Below are 23,886 nucleotides of genomic sequence, written 5' to 3'. Positions count from 1 at the left end.
AGACGAAGCCGCGGTTAGAACCTCAGCGCGAATTGCGCGGCGATCTGCCCCGCTGTAGGTCGCCGACAGCTTCGCACGGCATACGACAGCCCCCGCGCCCAGCAGCGGCACACCCAGCGCCACCGGCGCGCCCGCGATGGAAAACGGCAGCGCACCGCCGGCGAACAACACGGACGCCTCTGGCGTCGTGGCCCCGAACGCGTGCTGCCAGCCGAGGGGCGGGCGCGTCGTCGGGGCCATCAAGGAGCTCGCCATGCGCATGCTCGCGATCCCGCCAGGGAGGCCACGCAGCTGCTTACCACGACCGTGGCTCCGGCCACATTCACATAGGCCCGGCCGGCGAACGGCCCGAATGCGAAAGCCACCATGGCGAGATCGTAGCCGTCGGCTATCGCCCCCAGGAAGCCGGCGAAAGTGACGTTGTCCCCTCCTTGCTAATCCAGTTTGAAGTTTGTTCTGGCCTGACATGAGGACCAGGACATGAAGCGCAGTCGCTTTTCAGAAGAGCAGATTATCTCGATCTACGACGCCATTGCGGCGGGCGTGGCCGATCTCGACGACCCGGCGCTCAAGGAACGCATCGTCGGCCTCAAGGTCATCCGCGATCAGGCGAGAGCCGATGCCGACCGGGCGCAAGCCTTACTCGACAGCCCAGGCCATAGCGCCATCACCCCGACGATGATCCAGGGTTTTGCCCACCGCGCACGCGAGCGCATCCGTGGCAGCGAAGGGGGCTATCGGCGGGATCATCTGCGCGCGCTGGCGCAGCGTGTCGAGGTTGCAGACGACGCGATTCGCATCATGGGATCGAAGACGGAACTGCTACGGACGCTTGTTGCCGCAACAGGAGGGAAATCGGCGGCGATTGGCGTGCCCAGAAGCGGACCGAAGTGGCGGAAGGGGTGGGATTCGAACCCACGGTGGGCTTGCACCCACGGCGGTTTTCAAGACCGCTGCCTTAAACCACTCGGCCACCCTTCCCGCGCGCGGCGAACCATGCGCCGACGACGCGCTCTTACCAAATGCCCATCACTCTCGTCGAGTGCTCCGGCGTTTCGCCCGGGCATCAAGGACGCCCAACCCCACGTTCGAGCCATGAAACGGACACGCTCTGTTTACCATTCCGTCGTGCCCGCCCCAATTCCGCCGCCTTTCATCGCCTTTCTTGCCCAGCGTGCGGGGTGTTCGACTGCGCCGCATGGGGCTTGTGTCAGGCGACCATATGCGCCATGGCATAGGCTCTAGTCACGATAGCGAGAACCGGGGGCAAGCCGCGGATGAGCAAAAGGCGCGCGTCGAACGATCTGGCAACGGCGCGAGGGCAGAGCCCGGCAGCCAATGGTGAAGCCTCTTCGTGGCGTGGGCTCGCTCTTTTGGCCGGGTGCCTTCTTGCCGGCTTCTCGCTCGCGGGCTGCAGCTCCGTGGAATCCGTCGATGGCAAGCTCGATCCCACCTATGGCGTCGAAGTGAGCCCCCGCGTGGTGGCGGATGGGGAACCCGTTCCCAAGGGCGGTGGACGCTACAAGGTCGGCAAGCCCTATCAAGTTGCCGGCAAGACCTACGTCCCCTCCGAAGACCCCAATTACGTCGCCGAAGGCACTGCCTCCTGGTACGGTCGCGATTTTCACGGGCGCATGACCGCGAACGGCGAAGTCTTCGACATGGCGTCGATCTCCGTCGCCCACCGCACGCTGCCGATGCCGAGCTACGTGCGTGTGACCAATCTGGCGAACAACCGCTCCATCATCGCACGCGTGAACAATCGCGGGCCGTACACCAAGGGGCGCCTCGTCGACGTTTCCTATCGCACGGCCGAGTTGCTCGGCTTCGCGAAGTTCGGCGTCGCGCGCGTACGCGTCGAGTATGTGGGTCGCGCCCCGCTTGATGGCTCCGACGACACCAAGCTGGCGATGACCCTGCGGCACGATGGCTCGCCGGCGCAGGCCCCGGCTGATTCCGGTGTCATGGTCGCTTCCGCGAAGCCCTTCATCCCCAGGGTGCCGGAGGCGATGCCTTCCACCGCCACGGCCGAGGCCCCCCTGCCCCTGAGCCGTCCCTATGACCTGGGAACGGGTGAGGCAGAGGTTGCCGCCGCGGAGGAAGAGGCCGCTCCGGCGCGCACCGCCCAGGCTGCTCCCTCGAAGCCGGCTGCGAGTTCCGGAAGCGGCAAGCCTGCCGCGAAGACGGCAGCCAAGCCCGCGCCGACGCGCGTCGCCACGAACGCTCATTCTGTGGCGGATGTCGCAGCAAGCGTGCCGCAGCCTCGCCCCGTAAGCGTCGCATCCAATGGCTGGAGTACTGGCGCTGCGCCGGTGAGCGGTCTTGGCTTTGCAGGTGTTTCTGCGGGGAACTGATTCCTCAACCACCTCGTGCTCTGTTCCCGACAGGCAAGACGCTCCTCGGACGCGATGGGGAGCGCCGTGGATGGGCGTGGCATTCACATCTTGGATGCCCTGTGACGCCTGCCCCCACACCAGACATCCCGCGCGGGCGAACGCAGCTTGACGGCTCCATCCCTGATTCGACCCGCCCTCATGCCTCAGACATAAAGCCCTGGGTGGCTCCTCTCGCCCCGCCGGCGCCGCTTACCGCCTGCGGCGGAAGCGACACAGCGAGGGCGCCACTTTCAGAATGGGTCGAAAATCCATCGCGCGCGGCCACGACATTCACGCGAGAACTGTGCTAGTGAGCGCCCCGTTACGACGGGGGCGCGGCGCGCGCATGGTGGGCTGTATGGCCCTGGAATGCCGCGCCTCTCGCTCGCGATAGCCCTTACTGAATGTCATGACGCCACCATTCGCAGAAACCCCGCCCTCCTGCCGGCACACCGCCGGAACGTCCAAAGGGGGCGCGCGCACGGCGGGCATACGGTCACGGGTCAAATGGCGCTGAAGGCGGGCGCCGACCATGCCGGGGCGCGTGAGCGCAGCGTCGCCGGCGCGCAAGCATCGTTGGGAGAGCCGCTCTCATGCGCGTTCTGATTACCGGCACCGCCGGCTTCATCGGTTTCCATCTGGCGAAACGCCTGCTGGAGGCCGGTCACGAGGTCGTCGGCTTCGATGCCATGACCTCCTATTACGACATCCGCCTCAAGGAGACGCGGCACGCCATCCTCGGCGACTTCCCGGCGTTCAGGCCGGTTGTCGGACGTCTTGAGGATGCGGATGCGCTGAACGCGGCCGCCGATGCGGCGCGACCGGAGGTCATCGTGCATCTCGCGGCTCAGGCCGGCGTGCGCTACAGCCTCGAAAATCCGAAGGCCTATGTGGACTCCAATCTGGTCGGCACGTGGAATGTGCTGGAGGTGGCCAAGCGCTGGGAGGTCCGTCATCTTCTCAGCGCCTCCAGCAGCTCGGTCTATGGCGCGAGCCACAAGGTGCCGTTCGAGGAGAGCGACAAGGTCGATGAGCCGCTGACGCTCTATGCCGCCACCAAGAAGGCGGGCGAGCTGATGGCGCACAGCTATGCCCACCTGTGGAAGATCCCGACCACGGCCTTCCGCTTCTTCACGGTCTACGGCCCCTGGGGCCGGCCCGACATGGCGCTGTTCAAGTTCGTCGCGGCCATTCTGAAGGGAGAGCCCATCGACATCTACGGCGAGGGCCGGATGCGGCGGGACTTCACCTATGTGGACGATCTCGTGGAAGCGGTGATCCGGCTCATTCCGGTGGCGCCCGACGAGGCCAACCGCGTGACGTGGGACGGCGTCGGCGACACCCTTTCGCGGCAGGGCCCCTATCGGGTGGTGAATATCGGCGGCGGCCAGCCCGTGGGGCTCATGGCCTTCGTCGAAACCATTGAGGCCGCCGTGGGCATCCCCGCCATCCGCCGGATGCTGCCCATGCAGAAGGGCGACGTGCCGCAGACCTTCGCCTCTCCCGCCCTGCTGGAGGCGCTCACCGGCCATGTTCCGAGCACCACCGTAGAGCAGGGCGTGCGCGCATTCGTCGACTGGTACCGCGACTACTACCGGGTGTGACACCGGAGGGGGCGCCACCAGCCGCCCCTTCCCCGCATGGAGGAAGTGTGCGACCAAGCGCCAGCTTCAGCCTCCCCGGCAGCGTCCGGCCAACGGGTGCGGGAGCTGCGCGCACCTCAGGAGGAAAGCGGATCATGCCTCCATCTTCCTGCGCTCGCCTCATCGGCGGCCACAGTGCCCTTCGGCGCCGGGACGGCGGCGCGCCGGCATGAACGATCCCATCACCGGAGAGCTGAAACGCCTGGTGGCGCGCCACGTGCATTTCGCCGGGCCATGGCCGTTCGTGACCTTCCGCAGCTACGTCCTCGCCGGGCGGCACATCATCTGGCGGGCGCGGCAGCACCGCAAAGGGCTCGACCGCCGGGCGCGGGCCGTGGAGAAGGTGCCGGCGCCGTTCTGGCAGACGCAGGCCTATAATTGGTGGATCGGCCTCATCTTCGCCGTCGGCTCGTTCCTGTTCATGCTGGGGAGCGTGCTGGCGCTGGTCCCCGCCGGCACCGACTGGACCCCGTCGACGCTCCTGGTCAACATCATCTTCTTTGCCGGCTCCATTCCCTTCACGACCGCCGGCTACATGCAGCATTTCCAGGCCGCCAACGCAGGCAGCTTCAGCCTCGATCCCACCACCGCGCCGCGGCGGCGGGTCGCGCTGATCGGCTGGCACCCGCGCAATGCCGGCTGGCTCAGCACCTTCACCCAGTTCGTGGGAACGGTGGCATTCAACTTCAACACCTTCGACTCGATCCTGGCTCCTGCGAGCTGGTCCCTGCAGGACCTTGTGATCTGGGGGCCGGACATGATCGGCTCGGTGCTCTTCCTCGTGTCGGGCTATCTCGCGTTCATCGAGACGAGCCGCGGCTATTGGAGCTGGAAGCCACGGAGCCTGGCGTGGCAGATCGTCTTCACGAACCTGCTCGGATGCATCGCCTTCATGATCGCGGCGTTCCTGGCCTACGTGCCGGATGGCACGGAAGCATGGTGGCTTCCCGTGCTCGCCAACATCCAGCTGTTTCTCGGGGCGCTGGGCTTCTTCGTCGGCGCGGCTCTCTCCATGCGCGAGGCCGCCTCCGCGGCGACGAACTGAGGCCGTTCACGCTCTCAGAAAGAACGGAAAGCGTGAACCATCACGCACAGATAACGACCGCGTGATACAACACGCAGTTGAAATATCACACCAGAATTTTCAGAGGCGGATCTTATTCTGCGAACAATTATCGATACTATGGAATTCACGATATCGAGATACCGCCGTTATCTCACAAACACATGACTACGCCCACCTTGACCATGACAGGCGGCTAAGCTTCTTTCGCAACGGCAGCAAAAGGAGCTTGAATGACCACAAACACGATCACCTGGGCCTGGGGAACGCAGGCAAATCTCAATTTCAATCCCGCGACCGACACCCTCGACTTCGGCTGGATGGGCGCGGACAATTTCAACATTTCGGAAGTCGGCGGCTCGGTCGTCATTTCGATCCCGTCCAACAATCAGACCTACACGCTCACTGGCGTGACCCTGGCGGACCTTTCGCTCGACAACATCGTTGCGAAGGATGCTTCTGCCGTCTCAGAATGGACGCAGACCCTCGGCGGCGGATCCTCCTCCGGTGGCTCCTCCAGCGGGGGCTCCACGGGCGGCTCCTCTTCCGGCGGCACGGGTGGCACGGGCACAGGTGGCAGCGGCGGAACCGGAACGGGAACCGGCACCACCACGACCATCAACTGGGCGTGGGGCACCGATACCGTACTCCACTTCAATCCGCAGACCGACAAGCTCGACTTCGGCTGGTTTTCCGCGGACAATTTCACCGTCTCCGAGCATGACGGCTCGGTGGTGATCTCGATTCCCTCGAACAACCAGACCTACACGCTCTCGGGCGTGAGCCTCGCAGATCTGAGCCTCGGCAACATCGTCGCCAAGGACAGCTCGGCCGTATCGGAGTGGACCAGCGCCCTTTCCGGCTCCTCCGGCGGCACCGGCGGAAATTCGGGTGGCACCGGCGGCGGCACGGGGAACACCGGCGGCGGCGACACCGGGAACACGGGCGGTGGGAATACCGGCGGCAACGGCAACACCGGCGGCGGCACCGACGGCGGGCTTGTCGACTATGCCAATCCGTGGAGCGCGGGCTCGGTCTACCAAGCCGGCGACCAAGTGAGCGTGGGCAACTCGGTCTACGCCGCAAACTGGTGGACCCAGGGCACCGACCCCGCCACCCACAGCGGCACCGAGGGCAGCGGCAACGTGTGGACCTTCGTGGGCTACATGGACACCACGCCGGTGGTTCCCGACGCGCCCGACGACCTCGCCGCCTCCGCCGTGCGCGACACCTCCTTCACCCTGCGCTGGGATGCCGCCGATGTGGATGGCGTGGGCACGGTGTCCGGCTATGAGATCTACAAGAACGGAGAGCTGATCGGCACCACCGCCGGCACCTACTTCAAGGTGGACGGCCTTGAGGCCTCGACCAGCTACGCGTTCACCGTGGTGGCGCTCGACGAGGCGGGTGCGTCCCAGCACTCCGAAGCCCTGAGCGTGACCACCCATGAGGCCGGCGCCGCCACCGGCACCGACAAGAGCTTCTCGCCCTACGTGGACATGTCCCTGACCACCAGCCAGCATCTGGTGGACATGGTCTCCGAGGCGGGCCTTCAGTCGGTGACGCTCGCCTTCATGCTGTCTTCCGGCACCGACACCATCGGCTGGGGCGGCGTCGGGAACATCCAGAACGACGCGCTGTCCAACGGCACCACCATCTCCTCCATGGTGAGCGAGCTGCATGCCATGGGCGTGGACGTCACCATCTCCTTCGGCGGCGCCAACGGCCAGGAGGCGGCCAGCACCTTCTCCAGCGCCGGCGCGCTTCAGGCGGCCTACCAGTCCGTGATCGACAAGTACGGGGTGACCCATCTCGACTTCGACATCGAGGGCGCCGCGATCGCCAATGATGCCGCGAACGGGATGCGCAACGACGCACTGGTGGGCCTGCAGCAGGCCAACCCCGGCCTCGATGTGTCCTTCACCCTCCCGGTGCTGACCACCGGCCTCACCCAGGACGGGGTGGATCTGCTCAAGTCCGCCATGGACGCCGGCGTGCACATCTCGTCGGTCAACATCATGGCCATGGACTACGGCGACTATTTCGACAGCGGCGACATGGGCGACGACGCCATCTCGGCGATCGAGGCCACCCTCGCCCAGCTCCACGACATCGGGCTCGACACCGATGTGGTCGTCACGCCGATGATCGGCATCAACGATGTGACGTCGGAGATCTTCACCCTGGAGGACGCCCAGCAGCTCGTGGACTACGTGCAGTCCAACGACGAGGTCTCGGGCATCTCCATGTGGTCGCTGGGCCGCGACAACGGTGACGTCGTGGGTCACGTCTCCCCCGTCGGCAGCGGCCTCACGCAGGATGACTACGAGTTCAGCAAGATCTTCGGCACCGTCTGAGGCCTTGCCCCGCGCGCGGGAAAGCGGCCGGCTCACGCCGGCCGCTTTTTTTTAGGGCCACGTACCCCAACAAAAATGCCCGGCACGGGGGCCGGGCATCGCGAAGGTCTTTTGCCGGGACGAGGAGGGCGGCGCGGCTTCAGCGTTCGGTGAGGGCGTGGCTCATGGCATCGGTGAAGGGGCGCACCAGATAGCTCAGCACGGAGCGCTCGCCGGTGCCGAACACCACTTCCGCATTCATGCCCGGCCGCAGGCGCGCCTTCAGGTCCGGCGGAATATCCGTATCGGCCACCGCCACCCGCGCGAGGAAGTAGGGCTCGTGGGTGGCCTCGTTGGTCAGGCGATCCCGCGAGACGGACTGCAGATGCCCCAGAACCAGCGGGGTGCTGCGGGCGTGGAAGGAGGGGAACTTCACCTCCACCTCATTGTCCTTCCCCAGCCGGTCGATATCCTGCACCGGCACCTGCGCATCCACCACCAGGGGCTCGTGGTTGGGCACGATCTCCAGCATGGTGTCGCCGGGGCGCACCACGGCGCCCACGGTGTAGATGCGCGGATTGATGTTCTGCACCGTGCCGCCACGCGGGGCGCGGATATCGATGCGTTCGAGCACGCTCTGCGCCACCCGCACGCGCTCGCGCAGGTCGCTGATCTTCTGTCGCACGTCGAGAAGCTGCTCGCCCGCGTCCTCCACCCGCTGCTGGCGCAATTGCGCGATCTGCATCTTGATCTCGCTGATGGAGCCGCGCGCCTTCGCGGAATCTGCGATGTTGCGCCCCACCACGCCGTCGAGCCGTGCCTTCTCGCGCTCCAGCTGCGAGATGCGCGACTTGTTCACCAGCCCCTTGCGCTCCAGCTCCCGCACCGAGCCGAGCTCGTCCTCCACGAACGAAAGCTGCTGCTGGGCCGAGCGGCGCTCCTGGGTGAGGCCCTCGATCTCCGTGTTGAACTGCGCAATCCGCCCGTCCAGAATCTCGATCTGGCTGTCGAAATTGGCGCGGCCGTCCTTGAACTGCGTGAGCTGGTCGATCATGGAGCGCAGCACCGCCGGGCGGTCAGAACGTTCGGACAGCTCGGGCGGGAAGGTCACCTCGGTGGCCCCGTCTCGCTCGGCCAGCAAGCGCGCCTCCATGGCGAGGGCGGCGCAGAGCTGGGCCAGCGCCGCGTCGTAATTGGCCTTGGGCATGGTGTCGGCAAGGCGGAACAGAACCTGCCCCTCCGTCACGTCCTCGCCCTCCTTCACCAGGATCTGGCCGATGATGCCACCTTCCAGGTGCTGCACCACCTGGCGCATGCTTTCCACCGCCACCACGCCCGGCGCGATGACTGCGCTGCCGATGTTGCTGAGCGACGCCCAGCCACCGAGGCCGAGAAACGTGAAGGCAATGAGCGCGTAGCCGGCGCGCGAGAAGGCGCGGTAATCGGCCGAGGGCTTCGGCCCGGCCCCTGGCGGCACAGTTTCCTCCGGCGCCGCGGAGAGGGTCACCTGCTCGCGCACCCAGGTCCGGACGCGCGAGAGGGCTGTGCTCTCATTCAGGCGCTGCTTCAGGTCCGACACCAGGGCGCTGCCCGCGATGCGCTGCCGAAGGCCCACCAGCGCGGCGCGTGCCCTGCGGATGCGATCCATGGCCTGATCCATGATCTGCACGGCTCATGCCTCCTTCTGCTGAACGGCGGGAAGCGCCACCGAGACATTGGCCGCCGGCCAGCCGGTGGTTGCCGCCCCGCGCACGGTGCCCGCGGTCCCGCCGCCCGGCGCCAGGGGCACGCGCTGGCGCACGGCCGGCTGCTGGCCCCCTCCGGCCAGCTTTGCCAGGGTCTGCTCGCGGGGGCCGAAAGCCTGCAGCGCGCCTTCCTTGAGCGCCAGGATGAAATCGCACTGGCCGATGCCGGCCGGGCGATGGCTGATGATGACGACGGTGCGATGCGCCGCTTTCAGCTGGCGCATGGCTTCCGCCAGCGCCATCTCGCCGGGCGGATCGAGGCTGGCATTGGGCTCGTCCAGCACCACCAGGGCCGGCAGGCCATAGACCGCGCGGGCAAGCCCGATGCGCTGGCGCTGGCCGCCGGAGAGCGCGACGCCGCCTTCGCCGATCTGCGTGTTATAGCCCTGCGGCAGGTGCTGGATCATCTCATGCACGCCGGCGAGGCGGGCTGCGGCCACCACCCCCGTGTCATCCGCCGCGCCGAAGCGGGCGATATTCTCGGCCACCGAGCCGGCGAACAGCTCCACATCCTGCGGCAGGTAGCCCACCTGGCGGCCGAGCTGCTCCTCGTCCCAATGGGCAAGCTCGGAGCCATCGAGCCGGATGGAACCGGCCATGGCCGGCCACACGCCCACAAGCACGCGCGCCAGGGAGGACTTGCCGGCGGCGGTGGGCCCGATGACCCCCAGGGAGGCGCCGGCCGGCAACTTGAAGGTGAGATTGCGGAGCACCGGCACATCCCGGCCCGGCGCACGCGCGAACAGCCCGTCGGCGCTCACTTCGCCCTTGGCATCCGGCAGTTGCAGGCGCGCCGGCGGCGGCGGCACCGCGCGCAGGAGCGTCTGCACCCGGTCGAAAGCCGAGCGCATCTGCACCACCGATTTCCAGTTCGTCACCGCCTGCTCGATCGGCTGGATGCAGCGGCCAAGCAGGATTGAGGCCGCGATCATCATGCCCGGTGAGATCTCGCGCTCAATGGCGAGATAGGCGCCGAGGCCCAGCACCACGCTCTGCACCAGGGCGCGGTTGAACTTGGTGAGCGCCACCAGCACCGCGCCACGGTCGCCCGCCTCGCCCTGCCAGCCCAGCGCCTCGTCGTGCACCTTGCGCCAGCGCTTGCGCAGCGGGCCGGCCATGCCCATGGCCTTGAGCACCTCGGCATTGCGCAGGATGGCGGTCGCCGCCGCATTGGCGGTGATGCCGGCCCGCGTCGCCTGATCGAGGGAGCGGCGGGTGGCGCGGTTGTTGAGCACCGCCAGAACGCCCGAGAACAGGCAACTCACCACCGCCAGCACCCCATAGAGCGGGTGAAGCGCCGTGGCGCATATGATGTAGATGGGCACCCAGGGCACATCGCACAGGGAAATGACGCCCGTGCCGGCGAAGAAATCACGCACGGTGTCGAGATCGCGCAGCGGCTGAGGATGGCCCGAGCCCGGCTGCCGCGAGGCCACGCGCAGCACGGTGTCGAACACCGGCCCGTTCACCACCTCGTCAAAGGCCACGCCCGCCCGCGCCAGCAGGCGCGCCCGCAGCCCCTCCAGCGCCGCCCAGACGGCATAGAGGAAGGCGGCGATGAGAGTGAGAACCGCCAGAGTCTCCAGGTTCCGGCTCGCCAGGACGCGGTCATAGACCTGCATCATGTAGAGCGGCCCGTTGAGGGCAAGAATGTTGATGAAGAAGCTGAAGACCACCACGCTCACCAGGGCCGGGCGGATGGCGCCCATGCCCACGTCGAGCGCCGTCTGCCCCATGGGCTGCGAAGAACCCTGCGGCGGCCTCCCTGCTCCGGCTGGAGTGCCCATGTCTCATCCTCGATGTCGATCCTGGCGCCCCTGGATCGAAAAGGGGAGAGGCTGCATGTTCCCGCCCGTGGCAAGGCATAAATGCCCTGAAGAAACACGACCTCGACTATGGGAAATGGTATTTTCCCACTTACAGGCCGGCTTCAAATCACGAGATGCGGCGCAGCGAACACCTTGGCGAGATCCCGGCGCGCCCCAACGCCGACACCTCCGCCCGCCGCAAACACCATGCCCGCGAAAATTCCACCATTGGAATTGGTACCCCCTGTCATGTCCTACCCCGGTCCCGCGACCGGGGGAAGGTGCTCAGGAGGAGAGTTCCAGGCATGCTCAACAGCGCGTTCACCGGGTGCTCCAGACCGATGGCGAGAGACCCCCTCTCCGCCAAACCCGCAGTCAGCCATTCTGACATCGGCCCAGCCTTAAGCCCAATCTTCGCAATCCGATCCTGCCAGGGCTGGAGACACTGCGAGATGGCGGACGCCGCCGACGCCATGCTCGCCTCCTCAGGATTTGACTTTCCCGGTCGATGACACGGACCGCCACGGAGCTCAGAAAGACATCAAGGCCGACGTACACCATGGGGACCTCCCGGCACTGGGTTCAGGTCATTGACGCGCCGGGTAAGTAACGGTCGATCGGCGGAGCTGGTCGGGATTGCGCAGCCGATTGTCCGTGCGGTGAAGGTCGATGCGAACGCTCTCGGCGTCAGATAGCCGAGCGCGGAATGAGGGCGGCGATCGTTGTAGTCGAAGACCCAACGAGCGACCGCAGATCGGGCATGGTCGAGGTCGCGGAACAGAGTCTCGTTGAGGAGTTCGTCCCGCATCCACCTTGTAACCGCCGCTTGCTTCCCGGCTCGCTTCTAGAACCTGAAGCTCAGTCATGGGACCAAACTCCGCAACGGGTGCCGGGAGCCTCTCTCCCCGGCCCTGAACCCGTCCGGGAATTCCGGTCCGACCTCTCACTCTCGACGGGCGACTGGGTGCATCCAATGAGTGGAGGAGGCCATCTGTCGAGCAGTTTCAGCGCCCCGTCCAGCCTGTCACTGACCGGCTGGAGCAGGACGTTCGCCTACGCCGGAGCGCGCCATGGCTGTGCCTGAGACGCGCTCCGTGTGCTTAACGTAAGGCCAAGCCGTGGCCGGTAAGCAGAAAGCGCTCTGGAGCGTGTTCACTAACTATTTGATTTTTTTAGAGAAACTGGAGCGGGCGAAGGGATTCGAACCCTCGACCCCAACCTTGGCAAAATTGGAGACAGGGTTATCCGGAGTTTTCCTCAGTTGGACTGACCTGTAAAAATCAATACTATTCAGTGGCTTATTGATATTGGCCTTTCTGGCATGGTATGAGATTTTCCGTCACGGTGGTCACCAGGTGGTCACCAACTTCGATGGCATCGACCTATCGAAAGGCACGGGAATGGCAAGAGAAAACGCCGTCAGGCTCACTAAAAAGGTGGTCGACAGCATCGTCTCGAACGGTGAGCGTTGCTTCGCTTGGGACAGCGAGTTATCCGGGTTTGGGGTCCGTACTGACCCGAGCGGATCGAAGACCTTCATCATTCGATACCGCGCCAACGGCGGCGGGCGGAACGCGCCGAAGCGTTTCCAGACAGTCGGCCGCTATGGAAACTTGACCGTCGACGAGGCACGCAAGAAGGCGAAGATTCTGCTCGGCGCAGCCGCGAAAGGTGAGGACCCTGCTGGCGAGCTTCAGACAAAGCGGCGCGAAATGCTGATGGCCGAGCTGATCGACCTTTATGAAGAAGAAGGCTGCTTCGTTCAGCGCGGCATTCGGCAGGGCGAGCCCATGAAGCCCCGCACCAAGGCTTACACGATCGCGCGTTTACGGCACCATGTCGTGCCGCTGCTCGGACGAAAGCGCGTGTCGGAGGTTGGTGCGGGTGAGATCGAACGCTTCGTGCGGGATGTGACCAACGGCAAGACCGCCAAGGATGAGAAAATCGGGTTTCGCAAACGCATCATCGTTCGCGGCGGCGAGGGAGCCGCGCGGAAGGTCGTAAAGGATCTCTCCGCCGTTTTTAGCTTTGCTGTGCGGCGCAAGATCGTGTCCTCCAATCCTTGCGACATCGCTGCTGTGAAAAAATCCGACAACAGGCGCGATAGGTATTTGACGCTCGAGGAGATCAGCCGTCTCGGCAAGGCGTTCGACGCGCTGGAACTGGAGGGTGTCAACGCCAAAGCATTGAACATTGCACGCCTGTGGGCTTTGACCGGCTGTCGTCGCGACGAGATCGCCGCGCTGCGATGGAATGAGGTGAGTTTCGAGCACGGCCTTCTCGTTTTGGACGACAGCAAGACTGGAAAGTCCATTCGGCCGCTTGGCGCGGCTGCAATCGTGCTGCTGCGTGGCATTACAAGGAAGCCGGGTTCCGACTTCGTATTCCCGGCGGAACGGGGAGATGGCCATTTTCAGGGAACAAAGGGCGTTTGGACCAGGGTCGTCGCGAAAGCGGAACTACCTGGCGTTACCCCCCATACGCTGAGGCATACGATGGGATCCACCGCCGTCTCCTATGGCGAAGGGTTGCCCCTGACAGGAGCCATTCTTGGCCATGCGAATGCACGCTCAACAGCGATCTACGCGCATGTGCAACATGATCCTTCGCGTCGCGCGGCCAATCGGATTTCGGGAAAGATTGCTGAAGCACTGGCAGGCAGGAGTGAGGTGTCAGCTCAGAGCGAACAATCGGATGCACGTGAACACTAGGCTGCCAAAACTGAAGTTGAACTAATTATGGAAGCGCAGATTTATCTCAGGAAATTGTCCCGGCATCTTTCATATCTGTTGGCGTTCGCTCGGAGAATCAACGAACTCGACTTTGCCGCTTCGCTCGGTGGAGAATTCCGCGGCATGCAGGACGCCGGCTGGGCTACTACGATCACAGCGCACGAAGTGTTCGAGGAAATCTCCGCTCACCCCGCACACAGCCGCCCACGGTCGAAGGCCGAAATTCGTATCCTGCTGTTTCTCTATTGTCAGCTCGCTGAGGCAGGCGGCATCTATGAGACCCTCAAGAATATGATGGGGATTGTCACGCTAAAACCTTATTTGCTTTGGCCATTTCAAGACCTTGTTCGAGTAAGACAGCAACCCGCTAGGGTCATTGGGCCGAATGCAAATGCGACGTTCAGAGATCTAGCTAGAACCGCGCATGCGATTGGCATGCCGGGTCTTGCATTGGTGCTGGAAGAGGCCTTTAGAGACGATATTCGTAATGGCATTTATCATGCCGATTACGTTATCTGGGAGGATGGCTTGCGTCTCAGGCGTCGGAACGGCGGTCATGCGACTCGGTTGACTTTCGACGAGGTCAATGTGGCTCTTACAAAAGGCGTTGGCTTTTTTGACATCCATAGATCCTATATGTCCGAAGCCATCCACTCTTTTCATCCGGCACGTACAATCATCGGCCGCTTTAGCGCAAATTTTCCAGCACCCTGGACTATCCATGCCGATCCCGAGCGGCACACATTCTCAATATCCGGTTCAGCGCCAGCCCCGGTAACAACGCCCGAATTTCAACGGCAGGAAGCGATCAATGGTCAGCTTGGCGGAAAGGTATTGGCGGTGTTCACGGATCAAGCCGCCGGACAGCCTGCGGAATTTCTTGTTTACATGTGGGATGCCGGGTTCGCCCCTAACGAGATTGCTTTGCCCGAGGATCGAATGCTCAAACTCTTGGAACATGTCGAGCGTGACGGACTGTGGGATCCTCGTTTCGAGCAACCGGCTCGGAGGAGCCTGCTCCTTCTAAGCCCGTGGGGTTTCCGATATCTCACCGAACCGGCCGATTTTGATAGTTTGCTCGACATTCCATTTATGGAGATCAATGTCGGGACAGGTGATGCATCCGAAAGTTCGGTGAGCGAGCAACCATGATCGTTTTTCCAATCGTGATATCTCGGAGGCTTAACCCCCTAGGCACAATCACGGAACTAGCCGGAGAGACGAACCACCGACGGATGGCGGATTCACATCCCCGGTAAGCCCGAACAGAAGATTGTCGAGTTCTGCCTCAGGAATATCCAGGCGGGCCGCCACGTGCCGGCGCGTCACGCCTTCCCGCCAAAGTTCTGTGAGAACACGCTGCCATATTGCAGATCGTTCTGGCGGGAGACCGTCAGGCTCGTTGATGCCGAACCGCTTGTTTATCTGGATGCAGAAAGTCCGGTAGTTCCAGTCGGAGATCCGGCCGATCCGGTGGAGGCGATGCGCAAGCGCAGCGACGGACACGCCCCACCGCCTCTTTGCGAGCACCAATTGATCGAGGCTTCGGACGAATGGGATCGTCGCCACGACGTCGTCGTGAGGCATCAGGAACGACGATGCAAACGCATGTGCCTCCAGTTCGGCAGCGCGCCCTTGATTGGGACCGCCATGCTTGTGCAGGACAAGGTGCGCCAGCTCATGAGCAGCGTCGAACCGACTGCGCTCCGTGGTCTTGAAGGTGTTGAGGAAGACATACGGTTCACCATCATGCCAGCAGGAAAAGGCATCCACATTCTTCGTGTTCTCGGCCAGCGAGAAGACGCGGACGCCCTTCGTCTCAAGCAGCTTGATCATATGGGAGATCGGCCGCTCGCCGATCGCCCAATGCTGGCGTAGCGCACGTGCGGCTCCGGCGGGATCGCGTTCATGGCTGAGGTCGAGCAGGTCTGGCTGCGGCAGAACGAACCTTTCCCGCACCCAGGCTGACATCTCGAAGGCCAATGAGCCGGCGGCGAGCGCCGCATCGCGCTCTCGCGCCGACATCGCCGTCAGGCTCCGGAAGCTGGCGGCATCAGCGCCGATCGGGGCCGCGTCGTCCCGGAAGAAGAACTCCCGCGGAAATCCCAGCGCACGCACCAAGCCGTCGACAGTGTCTTCATCCGGAACCTGCTGCCCGTTGACGACACGCGACAGGGTGACCGGCGATATGCCGGCTTGCTCGGCGAGAGCCTTGGCGGTCAACCGCTGCCGCTTCCGCGCGAGCTCCATTCTGCCAATGTTGAACATGGCCTAGCGACGCAAAACAGCAGGCTCGAACTCAATGCCGTCCGGACGATCGCTATCAAGGATGGCATCCGCCGGCCATTCACCACCGCCGAGGATGAAGATGCGCTCGATGAAGCCCTCGAAATTGCCGCCGGAAATGCCCGAAGGCAGAGAGAGCTCGGCGCGGATCTCATCACCTTGAACCGACACGCAGAAGAACCATACGCCGGTCCGGAGCTCCGCCAGCCCCTGATCTCGCGCCGCGGACATTTCTTCCTCGGGGAACAGCCCGGTCTGTCCCACCGCAATGATACGGTCGGCGCCGGAGCCTTTCCCGGAAACCGCTTGCGGCCTGTGCAACTTGTCGGCGGCATGGTCGACACTTTGATAGACCACCTTGAGCGGGCTATCCGGATGCTTGACGGATTCGACGTTGTTCTCGCGATAATTGACCCAGCCGATCGCCCGGAAAAGTTGCCGCACATACCGGGTGCCGTAGATGTAGGCGAGCAGCCCCTCAGCAGAAGCGGGATCATCGGCGATCGCGTCGGCACGCGCAGCGACCACGCCGCGCACGACCTCGAGCAGCGCCTGGCGCGTGACACCGAACTCGGCGAGGCGAGCATCAACTTCAGGATGATCGGCAAGCACGCGAACCGCAGCCATCGAATCGCTCCACGATAATTTTCTTGACCTCATTTGTGGAGGAAAAAATTATCGCGTGCAACTGTCTTGGTTGGGTGGTTGGGGGCGGCGGATGATCGAAGAAGAGTTCTGTATGAAGGTATGCTCCGCCATGGCCTGCCACTGAGCGCAATAGCGGGCCTGATCTTCGCGGGCAGCTTCATATTCGTAACCGCCGTGCTTACAAAGATCTGAAGCAAGAAACTCGCGCGCTGAGCTGCCAAGGTCTGGCATGAAGTGCCGGGGCTTCGCTGCGAGGCTCAGGCCGCTACGTTCTCGTAGATGTCCTCCTCCTGCGCGTTATGCATGCGCACCAGTGCCTCGATGGATTCCACCATGCGCTGCGCGTCGCGGATAAGATAGCGGTCTGCATCGTCCGCGCCGAGGCCGTCCGCCAGGCGCCTCAGAAGCCGCGCGAGATGGAGGATCTCGCGGTGGGCGCGGCTCATGGCGGCGAGACCATCCCCGTCATGCAGGACTTCGCGCAACTGCGGGTAGATGCTCTCCTCGTCCAGCCGCTCGTGGGCTGCGATCTGTGTCGTCACCAGCGTGCTCGCCTCCTGGATCAAGGCGACGGCGGCCGCGCCGGTGGTATCGTCGAGACTGTCGGCGATCTCCCGCATCCGGTCGAGGGTTGCCTCCAGCTCCCGGTGATCCTGCTGAAGGGCGAGGGTGAACCCCGGCTTCAGCGCACGATGGCCGAAGCCGTGACCCGCCGTCAAAGCGCGCAGGGCATTGAGGATGACGGCGACATCGATGGCCTCCTGGGTCAGCGCACCGGCGACCGGCGACAGCCAGCCGAAGGCGGCCGCGATCATGGCGAGGCAAGACAGCCCCATGCCGACGCCGATGCTCTCGAGCGCGATGCGCCGCGTGCGCTTGGCGATCGTCACGGCGTCCGACACCCGGTCCAGCTGATCCACGAGGATGACCACATCGGCCGCTTCGGACGAAGCGCTGGCGCCGTGCGCACCCATGGCGATGCCCACGTCGGCGGCGGCGAGGGCGGGCGCGTCGTTGATGCCGTCGCCCACCATCAGCGTGGGGTTGAGCCGCTGCTCCACCGCGACCGCTTCCAGCTTGTCGCCCGGGGTTCGGTTGGCGAGGACGCAATCGAGGTCCAAAGCGGCGCCGATGGTCTCCGCCGCCTCCGCATTGTCGCCGGTCAGCATGACGATGCGCGCCACGCCCGCGGCCCGCAGCGACTGGACCGCGCGCGGCGTCTCCCGCCGCAGCTCGTCGGCCAGCAGGATGGCGCCCTTCAGCTGCCCATCCACGGAGACGAAGACGCTGAGGGCGGATCGCCAGGCGGCGCGCCGCAGGGCCCGCAGCGCCCACGACTCGCGATGACAGGCGCCGCAGACGAGCTCATACGATCCCGCCTTCACCAGGCGCCCGTCGACCCGGCCCTCCAGGCCTGATCCCATGGCTTCGCGTACCGCGTCGGGCGGATCAAGCGCGACGCCGCGCCCGCGAGCCGCACGGACGATGGCCTCCGCCACCACATGGTGCGAGGCCTGCTCCAGCGAGGCCGCGAGCCGCAGGATCTCATCCGGACTTTCGCCGGGCGCCGTCTCCACGGCGACGAGACGGGCGCCGCCCACGGTCAGCGTGCCGGTCTTGTCGAACAGGACGGTGTGGGTGCGCGCCAGCGCCTCCAGCGCGCTTCCGCCTTTGACAAGAATGCCAAGCCGCGCCGCCCGGGAGATGCCGGCGATGAAGGCCACCGGCGCCGCCAGGATCAGCGGACAGGGCGTCGAGGCGACCAGCACGGCGAGGGCGCGGATCTTGTCGCCCGACAGCGCCCAGGCCAGGCCTGCGACGACGAGCGTTGCCGGCAGCAGCAGCAGCGCATAGCGGTCGGCGAGCCGGATGAACGGGGCCTTGGCCGTCTGTGCCGCCGTCACCATGCGCACGATGCCGGCATAGGTGCTGTCGCCGGCTGCTGCGGTGGCGCGGATCTCGAAGGTTTCGCCGGCATTGACGGTGCCGCTGAACACCGGTGCGCCGCGCACTTTCGCGACCGGCATGGGCTCTCCGGTCAGGGCCGCCTCGTCCAAAGCGGCTGCATTGGCAATTAGGAGGCCGTCCACCGGCACCACCTCGCCGGCCCGCACCACCAGCACGTCGCCCACCGCGACGGTCTCGATGGCAATGTCCGCAATCGTCTCTCCGGTGCGGCGATGGGCGATGTGGGGCGCCCGATCGACCAGCGATCGCAGATCCCGCTCTGCCCGCGCGATGGCGATGTCCTCAAGGAGGTTTCCGCCGGCATACATCACCGCGATGACCGAACCTGCGAGGCTCTCGCCGAGCGCTATGGCGCCGCTCATGGAGAGGAGCGCCACCGCATCGACGCCCATGCGTCCGGCGACAAGGTCCCGCACGATGGAGACGGTGAGCCAGGCGACGACGGGAATGGTGCCGGCCGTCCAGATCAGGCCGGCGACGGCCCCATGGCCGAGCGCCCACGCGGCAAGGCCACCGAGAAGCCCAACCAGGGCCGCCGCCGCGAGGGCCCTGCGCAAAAAGCGCTCGTCGAGCAAACGTCCCATCCTGGTCCCCCCTGGCGATGCTCGCCTGACCGGGCTGGACGTTAGTCCGATGGTCCGTCACATGCCACCGCGCCGGGGCTGCGCAACTCGCTTCCTGAAGACATGCCCTGAGCACTCACCAGCAGCGTGATGGCGCCATCCAGATTGCCCTGATGACCTCGTTTCGGTCATGCGCGGCTGGCGCGGAAATACTGGTAGAGCGTGTCGAATACTCCAGCGCCCTTGGTGAGGCGCTGGGCATCGTCGGGTTCGCTCAAGACGATGCCGGTGATGAGGCTGGCGATGCCGCCGGCTTCCTCACGGCCGAACTTGCCGTCCTTGAGGTCGATGTCGTGGACGATCTCGCCCACCGCCTGCAAAGCGGGATCGGAAAGGCCGGTGCGGCCGAGCAGCACCTCGAAGCTGCAGCGATCGCCCTCATGGGTGATCTCGCCCTCGTACATGTCGAAGCGCAGCTCTTCGGGTTTGGGCACATAGCCCTTGCCAGGAACGAAACGGATCTGAGCATCTGGATCGATGAAGCGCCGGATCAGCCAGCCGCAGGCGATGCGGTCCACATGCACGTCGCGCCGTGTCACCCACACATGCCCCTTGAGCGCGGCAAGGGGATCGAGATTGACGGGTGACGTTGCGGGCGGGAATGCCATGGCTGTGTCCTCCGCGGTTCGGGCCTCAAGGGCAGCGATGAGGCCTTCGGCAACTAGCCGCCCCGTGGCGCCGAAGAAATCGAGCGCGGCGATGTCGGCGAGGCGTCGCCGCAGCCGACCGGTCTGTGATCGCGCCTCGGCACGCTTCTCGGCCCCGGCGTCCGCATCGAGTGCGGCGGCGATGCCGCGCGCCTCCTCTGAGATCGCGCCGTAATCGGTGTCTCGCGCGGTATCGAACAAGGTACGGACCTGGGCATCCGTCAGTCCGTCCACGAGTCTGGCCTCGCAGACCATGGCCTCACCGCTGCCGGCGGCGATCTCCTTTACGAGCCACTGGAAATCCTCCTGCGTCTCGGCCGAGGCCGGCAGGGCATAGACCGAGCTCTTCACCGCCACGGCGCCGATGCCCTGCAGCCGCCGCCAGATCTTCACGCGGAAGTAGGCCGGCTTGGTCGGAAGCTGGTGGATCAGCAGCAGCCAAAGCTGCCCGGAAGAGGTCTCATCGTCGCTCATGAGTAAACCGTATCACTCCAAAATAAAAATGCAACACTTGTATCATAATTGATGTAGGCGTAGCGTCTCCACGTGGCCGGTGGTGATCAGAAGCCGCCGCGCCAGGCAAGGAGACGGCTCATGAAATGGATCACCCGCGCCCGCCCGGTCATCGACCGTATCGCCTGCCCCTGGCTCATCGCGCGCTTCATCGACGCGGCGCCCGAATTCCTGTTCACGCCGCCTGAGGATGTGATCCGCCAGGCCGAGGAGACCGGCGCTACGCTGTTCGACGTGCCCGGCGTCGCGTTCGGCCATGCGGGCGACAAGTGCAGCTTCGACGCCTTCGTGACGCACTACGGCCTTCAGAGCGATCCGGCCATCGTCGCCCTCGCCGACATCGTGCGCGGCGCCGACACCAGCCGGCTGGACCTCACGCCCCAGTCGGCGGGCCTGCTCGCCATCTCCAAGGGGCTGCGTGAGGTGACGCCGGACGACCATGACCTCCTGAAGCGCGGCTTCGTCATTTACGACGCGCTCTACGCCTGGGCCGGCGGAAAGAGCGCGACATATCCGGCTGCGGCCTAAAGAGGGAGCGGTTGCCGTGTCCCAAGTCCTGAACAGCCCGGCGGTCGAGGGCCACGGCCTCTTCTCCCCCGTCTCCTCGCTTTATGCGGCGCGGGCCCTTCGGGATTTCGGCGACGGCTTCGTCGCCGTGCTGCTTCCCGTCTATCTCTCGGCCCTCGGACTCGGCGCATTCGAGATCGGCGTGGTGGCAACCACCGCGTTGTTTGGCTCGGCGCTGATGACCCTCGCCATCGGGCTGCTTGGCCATCGCATCGACCGGCGCACGCTGCTGATCGCCGCGTCGGGCCTCATGGTGGCGACGGGGTTCGCCTTCACCCAGTCGGCAAGCTACGGGGCCGTGTTGTTGGTGGCCTTCTGCGGCACCATCAACCCGTCGTCCGGCTCGGTAAGCATCTTCGTACCCATCGAGCACGCGACGCTGTCCCATCTGGTGGCGGACAAGGCGCGGACTTCGGCCTTCGCGCGCTACAGCCTCGTGGGGGCCCTCGCCGCCGCGGTGGGCGCGCTGGCGGCTATGAGCCCGGACCTGATGGCCGAGTTCGGCATCTCACGCCTCGGCGCGCTGGAAGCCATGTTCACGCTCTATGCGCTGCTAGGCGTGGCCGGCGGTCTCTTCTATGCCCGCATCCCGCGTGTCTCTGCCACCGAAGATAAGCCTGCCGCGGCCCTCGGTCCGTCGCGCGGCATCGTCTACCGGCTTGCGGCGCTGTTCTCCATCGATGCGTTTGCCGGCGGGCTCGCGGTGCAGTCGCTTCTCGCGCTCTGGCTGTTCACGCGCTTCGGCCTGTCGCTCGCCGAAGCCGGCACGTTCTTCTTTATCTCCGGCGTGCTGTCCGCCTTCTCCTTCCCGGTCGCGGCGTGGCTCGCGCGACGCATCGGGCTCGTGAACACCATGGTGTTCACCCACATCCCCTCCAGCCTGTGCCTGATCCTCGCCGCGGTGGTGCCGAGCCTTGAGGTGGCCCTCGTCCTGCTGCTGGTGCGCTCCGCTCTGTCGCAGATGGATGTTCCGACCCGCTCCTCCTATGTGATGGCAGTGGTGACGCCGCCCGAGCGCGCGGCGGCGGCGAGCATCACCTCGGTGCCGCGCAGCCTTGCCGCGGCCTTGAGCCCGGCCATGGCCGGCGCCCTGTTCGCCGCCGGCCATGAGGCCTGGCCATTCATTCTCTGCGGGGTGCTGAAGATCCTCTATGATTTCGGTCTGCTCTGGGCCTTCCGGCACATCAGGCCGCCGGAAGAGCGGTGACCTCTTGGCCAACCCTTCGGCGCGGGAGTTGACCGCTCCGCCCAGATAATCGAATATCGATATCGAAATTCGATTTCGTATGAGATGGAAGGGTGGATGGAGCATCAGGAGCTTCTGTCCGGCCTCGTTCGCCTGCACATCCTCCATCATGCGGTGGAAGGCGAGGTCTATGGCCAGTGGATGATCGAGGAACTCGCCCGCCACGGCTACCGGCTGAGCCCGGGGACCCTTTACCCGATGCTCCATGCCATGGAGCGCAAAGGCTATCTCGCCGTGCGGGAAGAGCGCCACGGACGTGCCCTCCGCCGGCTCTATTGCGCGACGCCGCTCGGCCGCGAGGCCCTGGAGACGGCGCGGCAGAAGGTGAGCGAGCTCTTCAAGGAAATGCGGCCCAGCCCACCAGCGGGGACCACGAAGCCATGAGCCAGGAAACCTGGGCCGGGAAGCATGAGCGGGGAAACATGAGCCGGGACGACGTCGCCGATGCCGCCATTCCTGCAACTCCGACGCGGGGCACGCCGCTCGAGGTCCTCGTCGCCTTCCTGAAGCTTGGATTCACCTGCTTCGGAGGGCCGATCGCCCATCTCGGCTATTTCCGGGAGGAGCTGGTGCTGCGCCGCCGCTGGCTCGATGACGAGGCCTATGCCGATCTCGTGGCCCTGTGCCAGTTCTTGCCGGGCCCCGCCTCCAGCCAGCTGGGCTTCGCGCTGGGACTGATCCGCGGCGGCGGGTTCCTTGGCGGCATCGCCGCATGGGCCGGCTTCACCCTTCCCTCTGCAGTGGCGCTCGTAGCGGTCGCGCTGGGCGCCGCCGCCCTCGGAGGACCTGCGGCCGAAGGCGTTCTGCACGGGTTGAAGCTCGTCGCCGTCGCGGTGGTGGCCCAGGCGGTCTGGGGCATGGCGCGCACGCTCACCCCCGATCAGCCAAGGGCCGGCATCGCCCTCGCGTCGATCGCCCTGGTGGTGTTTGCCGGCGGCGCCTTCGGACAGATCGCGGCCATTGCCGTGGGGGCGCTGGCGGGCCTAGTGCTGTGCCGCGACCAGACCGCTTTGGGACGTGGCGCGCAGGACCCGTCCCACGCCCCGCCGGTGCCCCTGTCCCGCCGGACGGGGGTGCTGTTGCTCGTTGCCTTCGCGGCGCTGCTGGTGGTGCCGCCGATCCTGGCGCCGGCGACCGGATCCCAGGGTCTGGCGCTCTTCGACGCCTTCTACCGTTCGGGCGCCCTGGTGTTCGGCGGCGGCCACGTGGTTCTGCCGCTCCTGCAAGCCGAGCTAGTGGCACCGGGCTGGGTCACGCCCGACGACTTCCTCGCCGGCTACGGCCTCGTCCAGGCGGTGCCGGGTCCGCTCTTCACCTTCGCGGCATGGCTCGGCGCCGTGATGCGGCCGGAACCGAACGGCATCGTCGGCGCCGCCATCGCCCTCGTGGCGGTGTTCCTGCCGGGCATCCTTCTCGTGACAGGCATGCTGCCGTTCTGGGACACGCTGCGGCGCAAGAGCCTAGCCCAAGCCGCCATGCGCGGCGCGAACGCGGCCGTCGTGGGAATCCTCGGGGCCGCGCTCTACAGCCCCGTCTTCACCGGCACGGTGTTCGATGCCCCGGATTTCGTGGTGGCGCTGGCGGGCTTCCTGCTGCTCACCGTGTGGCGCGTCCCACCGCTCGTCGTGGTGCTTCTGCTCGCCGCGGCTGGAGGCATGCGGCACACCTTGACCTGACACCCATCCG

The 23,886-nt window shown here is 65.4% G+C and carries 17 protein-coding genes, 1 tRNA gene and 2 pseudogenes; 10 read left to right on the top strand and 10 right to left on the bottom strand.

What is annotated here, in order from left to right; all coding sequences use genetic code 11:
- The 3 genes and pseudogenes from V5F61_RS02040 to V5F61_RS02030 form a co-directional block, all read right to left on the bottom strand.
- A pseudogene (locus V5F61_RS02040) lies at nucleotides 1-255 on the bottom strand (hypothetical protein); the annotation flags it as partial.
- Nucleotides 256-498: 243 nt separating this feature from the next.
- Nucleotides 499-636 (bottom strand): hypothetical protein, encoded by a 138-nt coding sequence (locus tag V5F61_RS02035; protein ID WP_393989987.1) that lies wholly within the window; start codon nucleotides 634-636, stop codon nucleotides 499-501.
- A 255-nt stretch (nucleotides 637-891) separates the two neighbouring features.
- A tRNA-Ser gene (locus V5F61_RS02030) sits at nucleotides 892-981 on the bottom strand.
- 440 nt (nucleotides 982-1,421) lie between these two features.
- On the opposite strand from V5F61_RS02030, the gene V5F61_RS02025 reads away from it, so the two are divergent.
- The 4 genes from V5F61_RS02025 (at nucleotide 1,422) to V5F61_RS02010 (ending at nucleotide 7,438) form a co-directional block, all read left to right on the top strand.
- Nucleotides 1,422-2,354: a septal ring lytic transglycosylase RlpA family protein gene (locus V5F61_RS02025; RefSeq protein WP_393989986.1), complete on the top strand. Its 933-nt coding sequence runs from the start codon at nucleotides 1,422-1,424 to the stop codon at nucleotides 2,352-2,354.
- A gap of 614 nt (nucleotides 2,355-2,968) precedes the next feature.
- The gene (locus V5F61_RS02020; RefSeq protein WP_393989985.1) at nucleotides 2,969-3,979 is read left to right on the top strand and encodes an NAD-dependent epimerase/dehydratase family protein; all 1,011 of its coding nucleotides are present in this window, start codon (nucleotides 2,969-2,971) and stop codon (nucleotides 3,977-3,979) included.
- A 208-nt stretch (nucleotides 3,980-4,187) separates the two neighbouring features.
- Nucleotides 4,188-5,063: a hypothetical protein gene (locus tag V5F61_RS02015; RefSeq protein WP_393989984.1), complete on the top strand. Its 876-nt coding sequence runs from the start codon at nucleotides 4,188-4,190 to the stop codon at nucleotides 5,061-5,063.
- Between the two features lie 251 nt (nucleotides 5,064-5,314).
- On the top strand, nucleotides 5,315-7,438 hold the full coding sequence (locus tag V5F61_RS02010) for a fibronectin type III domain-containing protein (protein ID WP_393989983.1): 2,124 nt from the start codon (nucleotides 5,315-5,317) through the stop codon (nucleotides 7,436-7,438).
- Nucleotides 7,439-7,577: 139 nt separating this feature from the next.
- Here V5F61_RS02010 and V5F61_RS02005 read toward each other — a convergent pair whose 3' ends face one another.
- The 3 genes and pseudogenes from V5F61_RS02005 to V5F61_RS01995 all read right to left on the bottom strand — a co-directional run.
- On the bottom strand, nucleotides 7,578-9,077 hold the full coding sequence (locus tag V5F61_RS02005; RefSeq protein WP_393989988.1) for an HlyD family type I secretion periplasmic adaptor subunit: 1,500 nt from the start codon (nucleotides 9,075-9,077) through the stop codon (nucleotides 7,578-7,580).
- Between the two features lie 12 nt (nucleotides 9,078-9,089).
- The gene (locus tag V5F61_RS02000) at nucleotides 9,090-10,898 is read right to left on the bottom strand and encodes a type I secretion system permease/ATPase (RefSeq protein WP_393989982.1); all 1,809 of its coding nucleotides are present in this window, start codon (nucleotides 10,896-10,898) and stop codon (nucleotides 9,090-9,092) included.
- A gap of 659 nt (nucleotides 10,899-11,557) precedes the next feature.
- Nucleotides 11,558-11,778 (bottom strand): annotated as a pseudogene (locus tag V5F61_RS01995) (integrase core domain-containing protein); the annotation flags it as partial.
- A 547-nt stretch (nucleotides 11,779-12,325) separates the two neighbouring features.
- Between V5F61_RS01995 and V5F61_RS01990 the strand changes: the two are divergent.
- Together V5F61_RS01990 and V5F61_RS01985 are read left to right on the top strand one after the other, a co-directional pair.
- Entirely contained in the window at nucleotides 12,326-13,681 is a 1,356-nt protein-coding gene (locus tag V5F61_RS01990) for a tyrosine-type recombinase/integrase (RefSeq protein WP_238121390.1), read from the top strand.
- A gap of 27 nt (nucleotides 13,682-13,708) precedes the next feature.
- Nucleotides 13,709-14,854: a hypothetical protein gene (locus V5F61_RS01985; protein WP_110372450.1), complete on the top strand. Its 1,146-nt coding sequence runs from the start codon at nucleotides 13,709-13,711 to the stop codon at nucleotides 14,852-14,854.
- A 48-nt stretch (nucleotides 14,855-14,902) separates the two neighbouring features.
- On the opposite strand, the gene V5F61_RS01980 is transcribed toward V5F61_RS01985, so the two are convergent.
- The 4 genes from V5F61_RS01980 to V5F61_RS01965 all read right to left on the bottom strand — a co-directional run bounded on the left by V5F61_RS01980 (nucleotide 14,903) and on the right by V5F61_RS01965 (nucleotide 20,348).
- Entirely contained in the window at nucleotides 14,903-15,970 is a 1,068-nt protein-coding gene (locus V5F61_RS01980; protein WP_110372449.1) for a helix-turn-helix domain-containing protein, read from the bottom strand.
- Between the two features lie 3 nt (nucleotides 15,971-15,973).
- Nucleotides 15,974-16,615, bottom strand: coding sequence for a hypothetical protein (locus V5F61_RS01975; protein WP_110372448.1), 642 nt, complete (start codon nucleotides 16,613-16,615; stop codon nucleotides 15,974-15,976).
- A gap of 278 nt (nucleotides 16,616-16,893) precedes the next feature.
- Nucleotides 16,894-19,188, bottom strand: coding sequence for a heavy metal translocating P-type ATPase (locus V5F61_RS01970; RefSeq protein ID WP_110372447.1), 2,295 nt, complete (start codon nucleotides 19,186-19,188; stop codon nucleotides 16,894-16,896).
- Nucleotides 19,189-19,355: 167 nt separating this feature from the next.
- A complete protein-coding gene (locus V5F61_RS01965; RefSeq protein WP_210206329.1) occupies nucleotides 19,356-20,348 on the bottom strand; it encodes a chromate resistance protein ChrB domain-containing protein in 993 nt (330 codons plus the stop codon).
- Nucleotides 20,349-20,468: 120 nt separating this feature from the next.
- Between V5F61_RS01965 and V5F61_RS01960 the strand changes: the two genes are divergently transcribed.
- The 4 genes from V5F61_RS01960 to chrA all read left to right on the top strand — a co-directional run bounded on the left by V5F61_RS01960 (nucleotide 20,469) and on the right by chrA (nucleotide 23,876).
- Entirely contained in the window at nucleotides 20,469-20,915 is a 447-nt protein-coding gene (locus tag V5F61_RS01960; RefSeq protein ID WP_110372446.1) for a chromate resistance protein ChrB domain-containing protein, read from the top strand.
- 16 nt (nucleotides 20,916-20,931) lie between these two features.
- Nucleotides 20,932-22,161 (top strand): MFS transporter, encoded by a 1,230-nt coding sequence (locus tag V5F61_RS01955; RefSeq protein ID WP_238121391.1) that lies wholly within the window; start codon nucleotides 20,932-20,934, stop codon nucleotides 22,159-22,161.
- 96 nt (nucleotides 22,162-22,257) lie between these two features.
- A complete protein-coding gene (locus tag V5F61_RS01950) occupies nucleotides 22,258-22,584 on the top strand; it encodes a PadR family transcriptional regulator (protein WP_110372445.1) in 327 nt (108 codons plus the stop codon).
- A gap of 38 nt (nucleotides 22,585-22,622) precedes the next feature.
- On the top strand, nucleotides 22,623-23,876 hold the full coding sequence (chrA, locus tag V5F61_RS01945) for a chromate efflux transporter (protein ID WP_110373179.1): 1,254 nt from the start codon (nucleotides 22,623-22,625) through the stop codon (nucleotides 23,874-23,876).
- Nucleotides 23,877-23,886 lie beyond the last annotated feature (10 nt).

Source organism: Xanthobacter sediminis (genome assembly GCF_043195015.1).
Lineage (GTDB): Bacteria > Pseudomonadota > Alphaproteobacteria > Rhizobiales > Xanthobacteraceae > Xanthobacter.
This window is presented reverse-complemented; position numbering and strand designations above follow the sequence as displayed.